This window comes from Providencia sp. PROV048 (genome assembly GCF_033688165.1).
GTDB classification, from domain to species: domain Bacteria; phylum Pseudomonadota; class Gammaproteobacteria; order Enterobacterales; family Enterobacteriaceae; genus Providencia; species Providencia hangzhouensis.
Genome location: NZ_CP096360.1, coordinates 2,605,918 through 2,620,356 on the forward strand (window position 1 = coordinate 2,605,918; position 14,439 = coordinate 2,620,356).

Here is a 14,439-nt window from a genome sequence, read left to right on the forward strand (position 1 = left end):
CCAAAGAAAAAGGGTTAACCATGACAAATACTCAATTACTATTACTTGCAACTAATAACATCAGAAATAACGTAGATCTAAGCCACACTCAGGAATCTTATGTATACCAGTTTTACTATGCTAACGTCGTAGGTCACTTCGACAGCATTCAAAATTTTCTTACTGTATTTAAACAGCAGACGAGCGCAATATTAGATGCATCACAACAATTAGCAGAACAGCGGCAGCAGATATACTCAACAGTTGAGTATTATTTAGAAATAGCTGAAAAACGCTATATTGAAAGGAAAAAAATACTAGGCAATTAACTTAGCATTACAGTTGGAAAGGCCTACAAACCAAATAAGGCCTTTTATCGAAAATTTCTCTGTAAGTGTTTATTGCTCTTGTAGCTCTAATTCAGCAATTATAGGTAGGTGGTCGCTAACACTTGACCATTGAAACTCTTTACTATCCGTTGGAATTTCCATTTTTTTCACATCCCAAACTTGCCCTTTAAATGTAAAAATATGGTCGATGTCTATGGCTGGGTTTACCGCTGGCCAACTACGATAATCAACACCTTTAAACTCAACTGGGTTCCACATATAACGAATTTCTTGGATAGGCTGTTCATTAGCTGTTGAATTGAAATCTCCCGCTAATATTTTTATTGAGGCCGCAATATTATCAAACCCCGTATCTGTATCCCCAATACTCGCATCTAAAATATGGCGCACTTGCCCAATGCGAATGGTTGGATCTTTCTGCCAATCCAGATGTGTTCCCATCACAATAATTGGTGCATCAAAACCTGGCTTTGATATTTGAGATATTAATACAACCCGTTGTTCTGCATCACCAGAAGGTAAATTAATTACTTTAGATTTATCAATTTTATATTTTGACAAAATTCCTACACCGTACTCTCCACCATCAAAATCTAATGCCTTACCAAAAGCAAAATCCATCTTATTGGCTTTAGCTATTTCTTCTAGCTGGTGAACTTTTTTACTACGAGCGGTTTTATTATCAATTTCAGTTAAAACAATCACATCAGCATCTATTTTCGCAATCGCCTTATTTAGCTCATCAAGATTACTGACATCTGGTGACAACTCATTTTTACCAATGTTATACGTTGCGACTTTAATGGTCGGCTTGTTCGAAGTGTAAACTTTATTCGGAGTTCCTCCATCCTGTACTTTCAGAATTTCGGAACCCGACATTGTTGCCATCGCACCACAAGAAACTAGAATTGTGGTGGAAATAACTGTTTTTAGTAATTTCATTGTTTTCCCCTGTTAATGACTAATACAACAGAATAGTGCAAGTATTTAATAAAATTCTCGCGGAGCTAACCCCCGTTAACTTGCAGTTTTCATACATTAACAGAGAATAAAAAAGATATAGTGACCCAGTCTACAATCTTATTTCGAGAGAAAAAAAAACATCTTTTTGACCGTCAAAATAGAGAGCTATCGCACTCCTATTCACTTAAGGATAAGCAAGAAATTCAAGAAAACGTGATCAACATACGATAAATTATATTTCACGCACTTTGTCTTGCTTCAAATTTATATGGGAAAACAACCCCTTCTTTACGTTCAACAAAGTCACAATCGACATCTGCAAGCCATTTTTGTAGCCTTTTCGCTGTTTCTCGTGCCATTTTACTGTAATCAATTCGCACAGATGTCAGTGACGGATGGATATGATCACAATTTGAAGTACCTTCAACACAAGCAATTGCTAACATTTTTGGTATCTGAATTAAACGTCTTTGGCACTCAAAAATGACACCAAGTGCAATCATTTCATGACTGCAAATCACAGCTTCAAGCTCAGGTTGGCGGGTCAACATCTCACTAATTGCCTGACGACCAAAATCCATCGTTGCGACATACGGAGTTGTAATACTTTGATCTGCACTTTGGTTATACGCCAGCATCGCTCGGTTCCAGCCACTTAATTGCTGACTTTGCATTTTACTGTCCATTTGAGCACCAATATAACCTATCTTCTTATACCCTTTTTGTAACATATAGTTGGTTAAAAAATTAACCGCATCTCCAACGTTACTTTTTATGTTCAACGTGACTGGATGATTAGATTCCCCCGCAACACTGACTACAGGGATATCTAAATTCTTCAAATAATTCGAAACGCTTTCTGAGTTTATCGCCCCAAAAACAATCAAAGCTGCGGGGTTACTCTGCAATAATGTCGATAAAACCTCAGACTCTTTTTTTTGCTGGTAATCATGGCTACCAATAACAACTTGATAACTATTTTTGTTCAGTGCTTCTTGTAAAGATTGCAGAAAAACTGAACTGGCATTATCACGCAAAGACGGAATTAAAACAGCAACGGTACGGCTTTGGCCTGACGCTAAAATACCTGCTGCGGAATTAGGTATATAACCAAGTTCTTCAACAGCAGCATTAATTTTTTCACGTAACTTATCAGACACTAATTCGGGTGTACGCAAAGCCCTAGATACCGTCATGGAGCCAACGCCTGCGAATTTTGCGACGTCCTGCAACGTGACTCGCCCTGTATTTTTTCTTTTTCGTATTTTTTGCATGTAATACTTTTACTTAGCCTAAACTGATTATTAACCCTAAGGTTATTGATCTTTGATGGTCAATTTTCATTCGAATCAAGCATGTTTTTTGCTTTTTCTCATGTTCTAGATTAAATGCGCTAAAAATAGCCAATATGGTTCTATTAAATCTAAAGAAACAGTCAATATCACCAGTCCTAGTTAACTTACCACAGGTTGAATTTGTTAATCAGCAGAGAAGTGTGTTCATTTCATATTTGCTCGCTATATTTTTTTAAAATGATAGCGCTATCACGAAAATGAAAGATTCAACTAGATAGCGCTACCATAGAACACTACTATTCATTCAACCATTACAAAGATAATAATTTCACTCTACCAGGAGCAACCCGATGCTAACGACATTACTGACCCCTAACGTCATTCAAGTCGTCGACAGTGCCAATAATTGGCAAGAAGCGATAAAAATCGCCTGTAATCCATTAATTAATAATAAGTTCATCGAACCAAGATATATTGATGCAATAATTCAATCACACGAAAAAATCGGCCCTTACTATGTATTAGGCCCAGGTATTGCCATGCCACATGCACGTCCAGAAGACGGAGTAAACCAATTATCTCTTGGGTTAACCGTTATCAAACAAGGTGTTGAATTTGGCTCCGATGGCAATGACCCAATCAAATTATTAATTGTACTAGCAGCCACTGATAGCAATAGCCATATTGGTGCTATCGCGAAACTCGCAGAACTATTTGATAATCAAGACGATGTAGATAACATCATGCAATCAGAAAACGTAGATGACATTCTAAAAATCATCGCTAAATACGAATAAGCTAAATATTAAGGTAAATATTATGAAAATTACTGTTGTTTGTGGAAATGGTTTAGGTACTAGTTTGATGATGGAAATGAGCATCAAAAATATCTTAAAAGATTTGCAAGTTAATGCAGATGTTGACCATGTTGATCTAGGCTCAGCAAAAGGCACTGTGAGTGATATCTTTGTTGGTACAAGCGATATTGCTGAACAATTAGTCGCTCAACAAGTTGGTGGCGAAATCGTTGCTCTCGAAAATATGATTGATAAAGTTGCAATGAAAGAACGTCTCACCATTGCTTTACAAAAACTCGGCGCGATGTAAGCGGAGGCACTATGTCATTTTTTCGTTTTCTGATGCAGGATGTTTTATCTGAACCAGCCATTCTTGTTGGTCTAATCGCACTTATTGGTTTGATCGCGCAGAAAAAACCCGTCACTGAATGCATTAAAGGCACCATTAAAACCATAATGGGTTTTGTGATCTTAGGCGCTGGTGCTGGCTTAGTTGTCAGCTCTTTAGGTGATTTTTCCGCTATTTTCCAACATGCTTTTGGTATTAATGGTGTGGTACCAAATAACGAAGCTATTGTTTCTATTGCACAAAAAAGCTTCGGTCGTGAAATGGCAATGATTATGTTCTTTGCGATGCTAATCAATATCTTGATTGCTCGCTTAACACCATGGAAATTTATATTCCTCACTGGGCACCATACGTTATTCATGTCCATGATGATAGCAGTTATCTTAGCTACCGCTGGAATGGAAGGAACTCTATTAGTCACTGTTGGCTCACTGATTGTTGGCTTTTGTATGGTATTTTTCCCAGCAATTGCCCACCCTTACATGAAAAAAGTGACAGGCTCAGATGATGTTGCGATTGGGCATTTTTCAACGATTTCTTATGTCCTAGCTGGGTTCATTGGAAGCAAATTCGGTAATAAAGAACATTCAACAGAAGACATGAATGTCCCGAAAAGCTTACTATTTTTAAGAGATACACCTGTCGCTATCTCTTTCACCATGTTCATTATTTTTATCATTACATGCTTATTCGCAGGCGGTGATTTCGTTCGCGAAGTCAGTGGTGGTAAGAATTGGTTCATGTTCTCATTAATGCAATCCATTACATTTGCTGCAGGCGTATACATTATTCTGCAAGGTGTACGTATGGTTATTGCAGAAATCGTCCCTGCGTTTAAAGGTATCTCAGACAAATTAGTCCCTAATGCGAAGCCTGCTTTAGACTGCCCAGTGGTATTCCCATATGCACCAAACGCCGTATTAGTCGGATTTTTAAGTAGTTTCGCTGCCGGTGTTTTGGGAATGTTCGTTCTGTATGCATTAAATATGACGGTTATTATTCCAGGCGTTGTACCGCATTTCTTCGTAGGTGCTGCTGCCGGTGTTTTTGGTAATGCAACAGGCGGTCGTCGTGGAGCTATCTTGGGTGCATTTGCTCAAGGGCTGCTTATTACCTTCCTACCAGTATTCCTATTACCTGTTCTTGGGGATATTGGTATTGCTAATACTACATTCAGTGACGCTGACTTTGGCGCAATCGGAATTTTATTAGGCATTATCGTCCGCTAAAACAGAACTCCCCATGGCAAATTTGCTAGTGGGGAGTTTTTTTACAACGCCCCTACTTTCCCAACCAAGCACCATCCCTAAATAAGAATTCCTGTAATAAAATTAAATCATCAGGTGTTACGTGGATCATACCTTCACCAGGAACATCAATTTCTGCAATCATAAATAGAGCCAACGTGGTTAATGACGGCAATATGAGTATCAACCAATTTTTCCCTTTTGTCCCGCGTATATTGTAACCAATAAGAATATTTGAACAGATAGCAAAAAAGATCAGTAAAAACCAAGTTGCATTTGGAATTTGGTGTCGCCAACTTGCCATCGTTTTTTGTTGAGAAAGATAAAGGTCGCTAAATGCACTGAGTACAGAAGCCACAATAGGGTTTGGTGTTTGACTTGCTTCTTTTACCGCGATTTCCCATAATTGACTCTGCTTTTCCAAAGAAGTCATCCGCCATTGGTTATTTTCGTCACTGATACCTGACTTAAAAAACTCAATCCGAGCTTCCAAGTATTGTTGAATAAGCTGAGAGGCTTTTCCTCTATCATCAGTGCTCAATAACTGTGCTCTCTGATATGCCGTACCAATAGCAATAGCTTCATTTTCTTCTGTTTGCTGACGGTTGTTATAGCCATTAATCGAAATTGATAAAACAAACCCTATCAATAAACCCAATAAAGATAAAATCGCCCCTAAAATAATTTTAGCTTCATCATCCGTCGCTTCTTCGTGGGCTGATTTACGCTTAAAAATATATTTACCAACGTAGGCAGAAATAACTAACAAGATAAATGTGATAACAAATAAAAGAATGGAATCGATTGGAGAATCATTGATCAACTCAGAAATATTAAACATCGTATAAACTCATGAAATTTATTTCCTGATGATATAACACAACTGCAATACAATTACCTAGACAGTACTATTTTTTTACTAAATTTCAGATAATAACAACAATCAGGTATCATAATACGACATCCAATTAGCTAACAATAAAGCACAACCCCCCTAATACAGAATTGACTCACTATATTTACCTTAAATTGACCACCACAGTATATTTTCATCACGATATTTCAAGGTAACGGTTAATTTTTATGACCAAACCAGATGAGTTTTTGTCTAATATATCAATATGGTGCACATAAAAATAAAAACCCATGCTAACTTAATAGAATAGGTTTTAACTGCGGTAATTCTTTTAATTAATATTACTGGCTATTACGCATATCCATAATCATTTTACCATCGTAATCTGCACCAACAACAATATTAGGTACCTCACCTTTATATTTATGAGCTTTAATCTGCTCAATCTCTAACTGTTTCCAATTGATCATTTCACGGGTAATAGTACGTTGTAATATCGCATTCGCTTCAGCTTCTTTCTGAGCAGCATACAATTTTGCATCTGCTTCTTGGCGCATCGCAAATGAACTTGCTTGTGCGTTACGTTCTCTGGCGATGGCTTGTTGTTCAGCAGACTCTCTTTCCGCTTCAGCAATAACAACCTTTTTCTGAGCTAATTCACGCTCTTTTTCTGCCTCTGCTTTTGCTTGGTTGATTTGCTCTTGGCGCATTTTGGTATTAACCACTTGCTCTTGTACAACCTCAGGCAAAGTAATATCTTGGATCATGATTTCTTTTATTGTATAGCCATAAGGGGAAGCATACCCTTGAATAGCATCACGAATAGATTCTTGTAATTTTCTTTGTGTATCTGCAGTATAAAGATCTTGTGCATTAGCAACATCTTTACCAAATTCTAAAATCGTTGAAATCAGCTTTTGGCGTACATATTTATCTAAAGCTTCGCTTTCTGTACCACCATTAATACGTAATACAGGAGCTTTCGCACCATCAAATTGAAGCATTACCGTAATATCAACAATAGATTTTAATTTATCTTGCGAAGGTACTCTTAGCTCTTTTAGTGATACTCGAATATCTTTTGTTGAGTACGTATCAAATGTTGTAAACGGATTAATTGGAAAATGTAAACCTGCATCATAAGCAACTGGGTCGACTTTTCCTAAAAATGTCCCCACCTTAACCGAGCCATCTTGTACAATAGTATATGAATTGATCCCTACGAGACCAATAACTAGAAGTAATGCAGCACCGACAACCAATTTAATCATTGATTTAAATTGCATGAGTTAATCCCTATCAAATTAATAATTATAATAAAGCGCCTTATTGTCACCACTTATTTTCTAACTACAAGTCTAATAATCCTAAATTTAAAAGCACTAAATCTGCTGTTTCTATCTTGGTAAAAATGAATCGCTGAGCCATTACAGATAATTTTGTTATAAACCTAGTTTTATCTGTTTAAATTATTAATGCTTAATTTCAATCACAAAACACATGTGTGATTATTTATAATCACTCTCTCGCTCAGTTTAAATGACATTCACTCCATTAAAAGCCAAATTATCATTATTTTAAGCCAAGTTAATGGTGAATATTAGAGTATAGCTTCAATTGATGGTAAAGGGAATTATTGCGATCTTGATCACTGTTGTTTTTAATTGATTAAATATAATCATTATGACTAAAATAAATCATGGCGGAGAAAACCATGCAAATAAAAAAATCGATTGAACGTATACCTGGTGGCATGATGGTTGTGCCATTAGTACTCGGTGCCCTAATCAACACCTTTGCTCCTCAAGCCCTCGAAATCGGTGGCTTTACAACATCACTGTTTAAAAATGGTGCCCCTGCTCTTATTGGTGCATTCTTGCTTTGTATGGGTGCAGGAATTAGTTTTAAAGCGGCGCCACAAGCTTTATTACAAGGAGGTACAATTACCTTAACAAAACTAGTCGTTGCGATTGCTCTTGGTCTAGGTGTCGATTATCTCTTTGGAATGGAAGGGATTTTTGGTTTAACTGGTGTTGCAATTATTGCAGCAATGAGCAATTCAAATGGTGGCTTATATGCCGCTTTAGTTGGGGAGTTTGGTAATAAACGAGACGTTGGTGCTATCTCAATTTTATCTCTTAATGATGGGCCTTTCTTTACCATGATTGCGCTAGGCGCAGCTGGTATGGCAAATATCCCTTTAATGGCATTAGTTGCGGTTCTTGTTCCGTTAATTGTTGGCATGATCTTAGGAAATCTAGACCCACATATGCGCGATTTTCTAACAAAAGGTGGGCCAATATTAATTCCTTTCTTCGCTTTTGCACTAGGCGCAGGGATCAACTTAGAAATGCTATTACAAGGTGGACTCGCAGGTATCTTGCTCGGTGTGCTGACTACGTTTGTTGGCGGCTGGTTTAATATTCGAGCAGACCGTCTAGTAGGAGGTTCAGGTATCGCAGGCGCTGCAGCCTCAAGTACCGCAGGAAATGCAGTGGCAACACCACTCGCTATCGCACAAGCCGACCCATCCTTAGAGGCTATTGCGCTTTCTGCGGCTCCTTTGATTGCTGCATCCGTGATCACCACCGCTATTCTAACCCCTATCCTGACCTCTTGGGTTGCTAAACGCCAACAAGCAAGACATCCCCAACAAACTGAAGAGTAAGGAGTTATTTATGAAACTCTTAGTTATTGCGGATGACTTTACAGGGGCAAATGATACCGGTGTTCAATTTGCTAAAAAGCATGCGCGCACAGAGATACTTCTTGATAATACACAAAAACATTCTTGGTTTGCTGATGTCGTTGTGCTTAATACAGAAAGTCGCGCATTAAATGCACGGGTTGCTTCAGAAAACCTACGAAATAGCCTGAAACCTTTTTTATCTCAGAAGGATAAACCTGTCATTTATAAAAAAATTGACTCAACATTTCGCGGTAATATTGGGGCAGAAATAGAGACAATTATGTCAGAAACAGGCTTAAAACTTGCTATTGTTGCCGCAGCTATTCCTGCGGCAGGACGTGTAACGTTAAATGGTGAATGTCTCGTTCATGGAAAAGCACTTATTGAAACTGAATTTGCTTCTGACCCTAAAACACCAATAGTTTCATCACGTATCCAAACTATTCTCCATCAGCAGACTACCCTGCCCGTTATTGAAGTGAATCTAGACCAAATACGTTCAGGGCGATTCGCAACATGGTTACAAGCACAAGAGCCAACGCAAGGCAGTATCATCGTCACGGACGCTGAAAATGATGAAGATTTAGCACTAATTGCTGAAGCCGTATTTTCAATAGTTCAACCTTGCCTACTCGTTGGAGCTGCGGGCTTTGCAAATGCATTGCCTGAGAATATTTTCATGAATAAAAAGCAAGGGCTACCGTTATTTATTGTCGCTGGCTCAATGAGCAGCGCAACAATTGAACAGGTAAACTATGCACAAACACATTGTGATGCCAGTGTCATTGATGTTGATGTCACACAAGTACTTGCAGCCACTACACAAGATAACTACATGGCTGCGCTCATCAAAGAAATTAGTCAAACATTAAACCAACAAAAACACACCATCATACGAACCAGCCGAGATGTGCAAGATAGGCATCATATTGATGACCTATGCAATACCTACGATATGACTCGTAATGAATTGGGGAAAAATATCAGCGACTTTATTAGTTTGCTGACCTTAAATACGCTGTCTGTTGCCAGCATCGGGGGACTTTTTTTAACAGGTGGAGATATTGCGATTGCGGTTGCCAATACTTTGGGAGCAAAAGGTTATCGAATTCAATCTGAGGTACTGCCATGTATACCTTGCGGCACTTTTATTGACAGTGAAATTGATGATTTACCCGTGATCACCAAAGCGGGAGGGTTTGGTCAAATAACCACTTTATGCGAAGCCATCAAATATATTGAGGAAATTTATTGTGAAAAATAATGTTGTTGCTATTACCATGGGAGATCCTGCAGGTATTGGCCCAGAAATTATCGTCAAATCCCTTGCAGAAGGTGAACTGGCAGGAGCCTCTGCCGTTGTTATCGGTTGTGCATCAACAATGCAGCGATTAATTAAATCAGGGGTAGTTCCTCAGATAAAAATCAATGTGATACAAAATATCAAAGAAGCTCAATTTTCAGCGGATACCATCAATATTATTGATGAACCCCTAGCCGACCCTAGCGCACTTATTGCGGGGAAGGTCCAAGCTCAAGCTGGTGACTTAGCATTTCGTTGTATTAAACGTGCGACTGAACTAGCTCTCGCAGGTGAAGTGAAAGCGATTGCCACTGCACCTTTAAATAAAGAAGCATTGCACCTTGCCGGGCACAACTACCCAGGTCACACTGAACTACTTGCCCAGCTAACCAATACCAAAGATTATGCCATGGTGCTTTATACCGAAAAATTAAAAGTCATCCATGTCACAACACATATTGCATTGCGTAAATTTTTAGATACATTAAATAGCGAGCGTATCATAACCGTGTCTCGTATCGCATCAGACTTTTTAAAACGCGTTGGCTATGAAAAACCACGTATTGCGATCGCTGGCGTTAATCCTCATGCTGGGGAAAATGGTTTATTTGGTGATGAAGAAATCGTATATTTACAACCAGCTATAGAACAGGTAAGGTCTGAAGGTATTAATATTTATGGCCCTTGTCCTCCAGATACTGTATTTTTACAAGCCTATCAAGGGCAATATGATATGGTTGTTGCCATGTATCACGACCAGGGTCATATTCCTTTGAAATTATTAGGTTTTTATGATGGTGTTAATATCACTGCGGGCCTCCCGTTCTTGCGCACTTCAGCCGATCACGGAACCGCATTTGATATTGCTTGGACGGGTAAAGCAAATCCTGAAAGTATGGCCATCTCACTTAAACTTGCGATGAATGTAGTATAACTAATGAGCACAATGGATAGATTAGATTTAATACTTGAGTATCTTAAACAGCATAACCTCGTCACTGTTGAAGAACTAGTACAAGCATTATCCGTGTCAGCGGCCACTATCCGGCGTGATCTCATTAAACTTGATGAAACTGGGGTTATCTCTCGCACGCATGGCGGTGTAACCCTAAACCGTTTCATTCCTGTTCAGCCCACTACGTCCGAAAAAAACCAGCGTAATCTAAGAGAGAAACGGGCTATTGCGAAAGCGGCAGCCCGTTTAATTGAACCAGGTAGCACGGTTCTACTTGATGCAGGAACAACCATGCTTGAGCTAGCGCGAGAGCTCACTCATATGCCCCTGCGTGTTATCACCTCTGACCTCCATATTGCCCTTTTTCTTTCTGAATTCAAACAAATTGAAGTCACAATTGTTGGTGGAAGAATTGACGATAGTAGCCAATCTTGTATTGGTGAGCATGGGCGTGTTTTATTACGTAGCATTTATCCTGATATCGCATTCATTAGTTGTAACTCTTGGAGTTTAGAAAAAGGAATTACAACACCAACAGAAGAAAAGGCAGGTCTAAAACGTGACCTAATAACAAATGCTACACGCTCTGTTATGCTTGCTGATAGTAGTAAATACGGTAAATGGTCATTATTTCGTGTCGCTCAAATAGACGAATTGACAGATATTATTACAGATAACCAACTTCCACTCGATATTCAGCAAAAATTTATAGATTCTTGTCGTACTAATCTAATATTGGTTTCCACAAATGCCACTTAATGCTATTGAACTTGATTTCTTTATAAAATAAAGTAGCTCAACCTTCCAACCAAACCGCACCAAACATTACATTTCATCTGACAACAAAATATGTAAGGAACCCCCATGAGCGAACTGAGATTAGCTTATAACAATTTATCACCTGAAGCGTATAAAGGGCTTATTGAATGCAAAAATGCATTGGATAAAAGCGGGTTAGGTAAAGAACTAATAGAGCTTGTTTATTTAAGAGTTTCACAAATCAATGGCTGTGCATTTTGCCTAGATATGCATGCAAGCTCATTACGTTCAAATGGTGTCAGTAACAAAAAAATAGACACACTCGCTGGCTGGCAGGTTAGTCATCATTTTAATTCATTAGAGCGCGCTGCATTAGCTTGGACCGAAGCTGTCGTTAATATAGCTACCAGTGGTACATCAGATGCTCTCTTTAATGAATTAAAACACCATTTTTCTGATGAACAAATTTCTGATTTAACTATCGCTATTGGTTTAATGAGTGCCTTTAACCGTATAGCAATAGCACTGAGACAATAGTAAAAATTTGTATAAAAAAAGCTTGCTACCTTTATGGCAGCAAGCTTGTAAATTCTACTTTTAACACTATTTTTCTTCATCACGTAATGTTAAAACTTCATACCCATCTTTAGTGACTAATACCGTATGTTCAGATTGAGCAGATAATTTTTTATCTCTTGTTACGACCGTCCAACCATCTTTCTTTGTTTTAATTTTCATCCCACCCTGGTTAATCATTGGCTCTATCGTAAATGTCATTCCTTCTTTTAATTCAACCCCTTTCCCTCGTACGCCGTAATGAAGAACTTGCGGATCTTCATGCATTTCACGGCCAATACCATGCCCACAATATTCGCGTACGACACTGTAACCTTTAGATTCCGCATAATGTTGAATAGCGGAACCAATATCACCCAATGTCGCACCCGGTTTAACTTGTTTTATTCCTTCCCACATAGCAGCATAAGTATCTTTAACTAATTTACGTGCTAGTGGTGAAGCTTCTGGCATTACATACATTTTACTTGAATCAGCGATAAAGCCATTTTTCTCTAGCGTAATATCAACGTTAATGATGTCTTTTGCTTTTAAAATTTCATCTGTTTTTGGAACACCATGACAAACGACTTCATTCAACGATGTATTCAAAACATATTGGTAGCCATATTGCCCTTTACTAGCAGGCCTTGCTTGTAATTCATTAACGATATAGCTTTCAACTTTATCATTAATCTCCATTGTGGAAATACCCGGTACAATAAATGAATCCAACATCTTAAAAACGCTAGCCAAAAGTCGTCCAGACTCACGCATCAGTTCAATTTCTTCTGCTGTTTTAATTGTAATATTATTCATGAACTTTTCCTTTTAATTCAATTGACTCTTTTTCTAACATTTCATTGACTAACATAGTAAATGTCTTATTCGGGTTTAGTTCAGCTTGCATACCAATTTTAATCCAAAACTCTGCCTGTGAATTAATCGAACGGGACATAACCTGGCTCGCATGGCGCAGATAATCATGCAATTCATCTGAAATTTTTACGATACCCAAAGCAACCTCAACAATATGATATGTATACAAATCATGTATAGATCATATAACAGGAAGATGATGATTCAAAGCATTCACGTTTTGTATAGCACAAAGCGCATGAAAAACAGCCCATAAATACTACTTTAAGTTGATTAAGTTGATTCCGCCGTCAAAGTATTTGAATCGTTGATCCGCTATCATAAATTCCGAAGAATGTAATGATTATACGTAAATTAGCATTATTTTGATTAACTCGGCCATGTGCTGGTTTAACTTCCGTACTATTAATAAACTAATGATCCGATTACAACATGAACTCAATAAATAAAAGCTGGAGAAAAACATGTATAATAAAATTTTAGTTCCTATTGATATAACAGAAAAAAGCTTAGCACATTTAGTTATGTCTCATATTCAATACCTTGCTGAATATGAAAAAGCACATATTCATTTTTTGGCAATTATTCCTACTGTTCCTTTCTATACCACAATGGGATTTGGTTTTGCTGAAAAAGCGGATAGTGAACAAGAAAACGTCACGAAGCAGCTCGCTGAAATAATTAAAGAATTTAATATTCCAAATGATAAATACAGTGCTCAAGTTTTAATGGGAACACCAAGAGATGAAATCTTACGTGTTGCAGAGGAAATTTCTGCTGATTTAATCGTTATTGGGTCAAGGCGCCCAGGTATGTCCACATACTTTTTAGGTTCAACAGCATCAATGGTTATTCAAAATTCAAAAATTTCTGTTTTGACTGTCCGATAGCCGCTATTAATTATAGTAATCTAGGTAGCCTATTATTGGGTTACCTTGTTTTTTCGTGTTAATCTTACATACATGGATTATTCACTCGACTAAGCTATCTATCTATTGCAGATTTATTTTTCACTCAAGGAATGTAATGAAAAAACACTTACTCTGGATCAGTATTAGTATCAATATAATTTTAGCTATCGCTTTAATTACAGTTATCTACTCGTTTTTAAATATGAAAAATCAGGTGATGACTATAATTGAGCAAGCAAAGTCAGGAAAGTATATCGAGCAAGTACAACAGCATACGAAACAACTTATTCCAAATTCTCTTAATGAACTAAAAATCTTAGAAACGGGTGGCAACTCGTGTGACCAGTTTTATCAAAAAGTCGATGTAGTTATTGAATACTTACATAATAATCCAGAGATTATTGGAGCACAAACCTACACCGAACAATTATCTTCAGTAAAAATGGCCATTGATAAAACGCCGACTGTTTTAAAAGACAAAGCCTGCAAGAAAGGGGTTTCAAGTATTAATTACATCATTAATGCACTACAACCGGATGAGCCATAATTGTC

The 14,439-nt window shown here is 37.8% G+C and carries 17 protein-coding genes; 11 read left to right on the plus strand and 6 right to left on the minus strand.

Translation table 11 applies throughout. From position 1 onward, the window contains the following. The first annotated feature begins 20 nt into the window (after positions 1 to 20). Positions 21 to 308, plus strand: coding sequence for a hypothetical protein (locus M1F26_RS11480; protein ID WP_140170657.1), 288 nt, complete (start codon positions 21 to 23; stop codon positions 306 to 308). 69 nt (positions 309 to 377) lie between these two features. On the opposite strand, the gene M1F26_RS11485 is transcribed toward M1F26_RS11480, so the two are convergent. Beyond that, entirely contained in the window at positions 378 to 1,271 is an 894-nt protein-coding gene (locus M1F26_RS11485) for an endonuclease/exonuclease/phosphatase family protein (RefSeq protein ID WP_094961234.1), read from the minus strand. Between the two features lie 260 nt (positions 1,272 to 1,531). After that, positions 1,532 to 2,566 (minus strand): LacI family DNA-binding transcriptional regulator, encoded by a 1,035-nt coding sequence (locus tag M1F26_RS11490; protein WP_004263493.1) that lies wholly within the window; start codon positions 2,564 to 2,566, stop codon positions 1,532 to 1,534. Positions 2,567 to 2,937: 371 nt separating this feature from the next. Between M1F26_RS11490 and M1F26_RS11495 the strand changes: the two genes are divergently transcribed. The 3 genes from M1F26_RS11495 to M1F26_RS11505 are packed head-to-tail and all read left to right on the plus strand — an operon-like array spanning position 2,938 to position 4,962. Next, entirely contained in the window at positions 2,938 to 3,384 is a 447-nt protein-coding gene (locus M1F26_RS11495; RefSeq protein WP_004263485.1) for a PTS sugar transporter subunit IIA, read from the plus strand. A gap of 22 nt (positions 3,385 to 3,406) precedes the next feature. Then, positions 3,407 to 3,694, plus strand: a complete 288-nt coding sequence (locus M1F26_RS11500; protein ID WP_004263481.1) for a PTS sugar transporter subunit IIB — start codon at positions 3,407 to 3,409, stop codon at positions 3,692 to 3,694. Positions 3,695 to 3,705: 11 nt separating this feature from the next. Beyond that, the gene (locus tag M1F26_RS11505; RefSeq protein WP_036958647.1) at positions 3,706 to 4,962 is read left to right on the plus strand and encodes a PTS ascorbate transporter subunit IIC; all 1,257 of its coding nucleotides are present in this window, start codon (positions 3,706 to 3,708) and stop codon (positions 4,960 to 4,962) included. 52 nt (positions 4,963 to 5,014) lie between these two features. Here M1F26_RS11505 and M1F26_RS11510 read toward each other — a convergent pair whose 3' ends face one another. Both M1F26_RS11510 and M1F26_RS11515 read right to left on the minus strand, forming a co-directional pair. Further along, positions 5,015 to 5,821 carry a DUF4239 domain-containing protein gene (locus M1F26_RS11510; protein WP_004263474.1) on the minus strand — a complete coding sequence of 269 codons (807 nt, stop codon included), beginning with the start codon at positions 5,819 to 5,821 and terminating at the stop codon, positions 5,015 to 5,017. 356 nt (positions 5,822 to 6,177) lie between these two features. After that, the gene (locus M1F26_RS11515) at positions 6,178 to 7,122 is read right to left on the minus strand and encodes an SPFH domain-containing protein (protein WP_004263460.1); all 945 of its coding nucleotides are present in this window, start codon (positions 7,120 to 7,122) and stop codon (positions 6,178 to 6,180) included. Positions 7,123 to 7,550: 428 nt separating this feature from the next. Between M1F26_RS11515 and M1F26_RS11520 the strand changes: the two genes are divergently transcribed. The 5 genes from M1F26_RS11520 to M1F26_RS11540 all read left to right on the plus strand — a co-directional run bounded on the left by M1F26_RS11520 (position 7,551) and on the right by M1F26_RS11540 (position 12,079). Continuing rightward, complete coding sequence (locus M1F26_RS11520) at positions 7,551 to 8,504, plus strand: 2-keto-3-deoxygluconate permease 1 (RefSeq protein WP_096863928.1); 954 nt, start codon at positions 7,551 to 7,553, stop codon at positions 8,502 to 8,504. 10 nt (positions 8,505 to 8,514) lie between these two features. Then, a complete protein-coding gene (dtnK, locus tag M1F26_RS11525) occupies positions 8,515 to 9,789 on the plus strand; it encodes a D-threonate kinase (RefSeq protein ID WP_140170659.1) in 1,275 nt (424 codons plus the stop codon). 16 nt (positions 9,790 to 9,805) lie between these two features. Next, positions 9,806 to 10,762, plus strand: a complete 957-nt coding sequence (locus tag M1F26_RS11530) for a D-threonate 4-phosphate dehydrogenase (protein WP_231135960.1) — start codon at positions 9,806 to 9,808, stop codon at positions 10,760 to 10,762. Between the two features lie 3 nt (positions 10,763 to 10,765). Then, positions 10,766 to 11,542, plus strand: coding sequence for a DeoR/GlpR family DNA-binding transcription regulator (locus M1F26_RS11535; RefSeq protein ID WP_036958646.1), 777 nt, complete (start codon positions 10,766 to 10,768; stop codon positions 11,540 to 11,542). Between the two features lie 105 nt (positions 11,543 to 11,647). Next, complete coding sequence (locus tag M1F26_RS11540; RefSeq protein WP_004263450.1) at positions 11,648 to 12,079, plus strand: carboxymuconolactone decarboxylase family protein; 432 nt, start codon at positions 11,648 to 11,650, stop codon at positions 12,077 to 12,079. A gap of 66 nt (positions 12,080 to 12,145) precedes the next feature. Here M1F26_RS11540 and map read toward each other — a convergent pair whose 3' ends face one another. Beyond that, positions 12,146 to 12,916 (minus strand): type I methionyl aminopeptidase, encoded by a 771-nt coding sequence (gene map / locus M1F26_RS11545; protein WP_004263445.1) that lies wholly within the window; start codon positions 12,914 to 12,916, stop codon positions 12,146 to 12,148. Then, the gene (locus M1F26_RS11550) at positions 12,909 to 13,115 is read right to left on the minus strand and encodes a ParD-like family protein (RefSeq protein ID WP_036958645.1); all 207 of its coding nucleotides are present in this window, start codon (positions 13,113 to 13,115) and stop codon (positions 12,909 to 12,911) included. The genes map and M1F26_RS11550 overlap by 8 nt, the downstream gene beginning before the upstream one ends. A 325-nt stretch (positions 13,116 to 13,440) precedes the next feature. Between M1F26_RS11550 and M1F26_RS11555 the strand changes: the two genes are divergently transcribed. Next, positions 13,441 to 13,866, plus strand: a complete 426-nt coding sequence (locus tag M1F26_RS11555) for a universal stress protein (RefSeq protein WP_096863927.1) — start codon at positions 13,441 to 13,443, stop codon at positions 13,864 to 13,866. 136 nt (positions 13,867 to 14,002) lie between these two features. Then, positions 14,003 to 14,434, plus strand: a complete 432-nt coding sequence (locus M1F26_RS11560) for a hypothetical protein (RefSeq protein ID WP_140170662.1) — start codon at positions 14,003 to 14,005, stop codon at positions 14,432 to 14,434. The last annotated feature ends 5 nt before the right edge of the window (positions 14,435 to 14,439 follow it).